Here is a 235-nt window from a genome sequence, read left to right on the forward strand (position 1 = left end):
GAAGGCACTATTGAAGAGATAGGTACGGTCAAGACCATCCTGCTGACGGAAGAGGGAGAGCTTGTGTCGCTGGCCAACCGTCTACTGCTCGATCAGCGAGTTACCAGCCGCTGATCCGGGAGAGATAATGGACGTGGCTGCTCTGCAGGGCGGCCCGGCTTACGATATGACTGGCCTGATCTCACTTGAATAAGCCTCACCCCCTGTCACAGCGGTATGACCCACGCCAGCTTTC

Annotated in this window: 1 pseudogene; it reads left to right on the plus strand. The window is 57.0% G+C overall.

From position 1 onward, the window contains the following. Positions 1–114, plus strand: a pseudogene (locus tag ACLJNW_RS28580) (mechanosensitive ion channel family protein); the annotation flags it as partial. Between the last annotated feature and the right edge of the window lie 121 nt (positions 115–235).

This window comes from Salmonella sp. SAL4457 (genome assembly GCF_046548235.1).
GTDB classification, from domain to species: Bacteria; Pseudomonadota; Gammaproteobacteria; order Enterobacterales; family Enterobacteriaceae; genus Salmonella; species Salmonella enterica.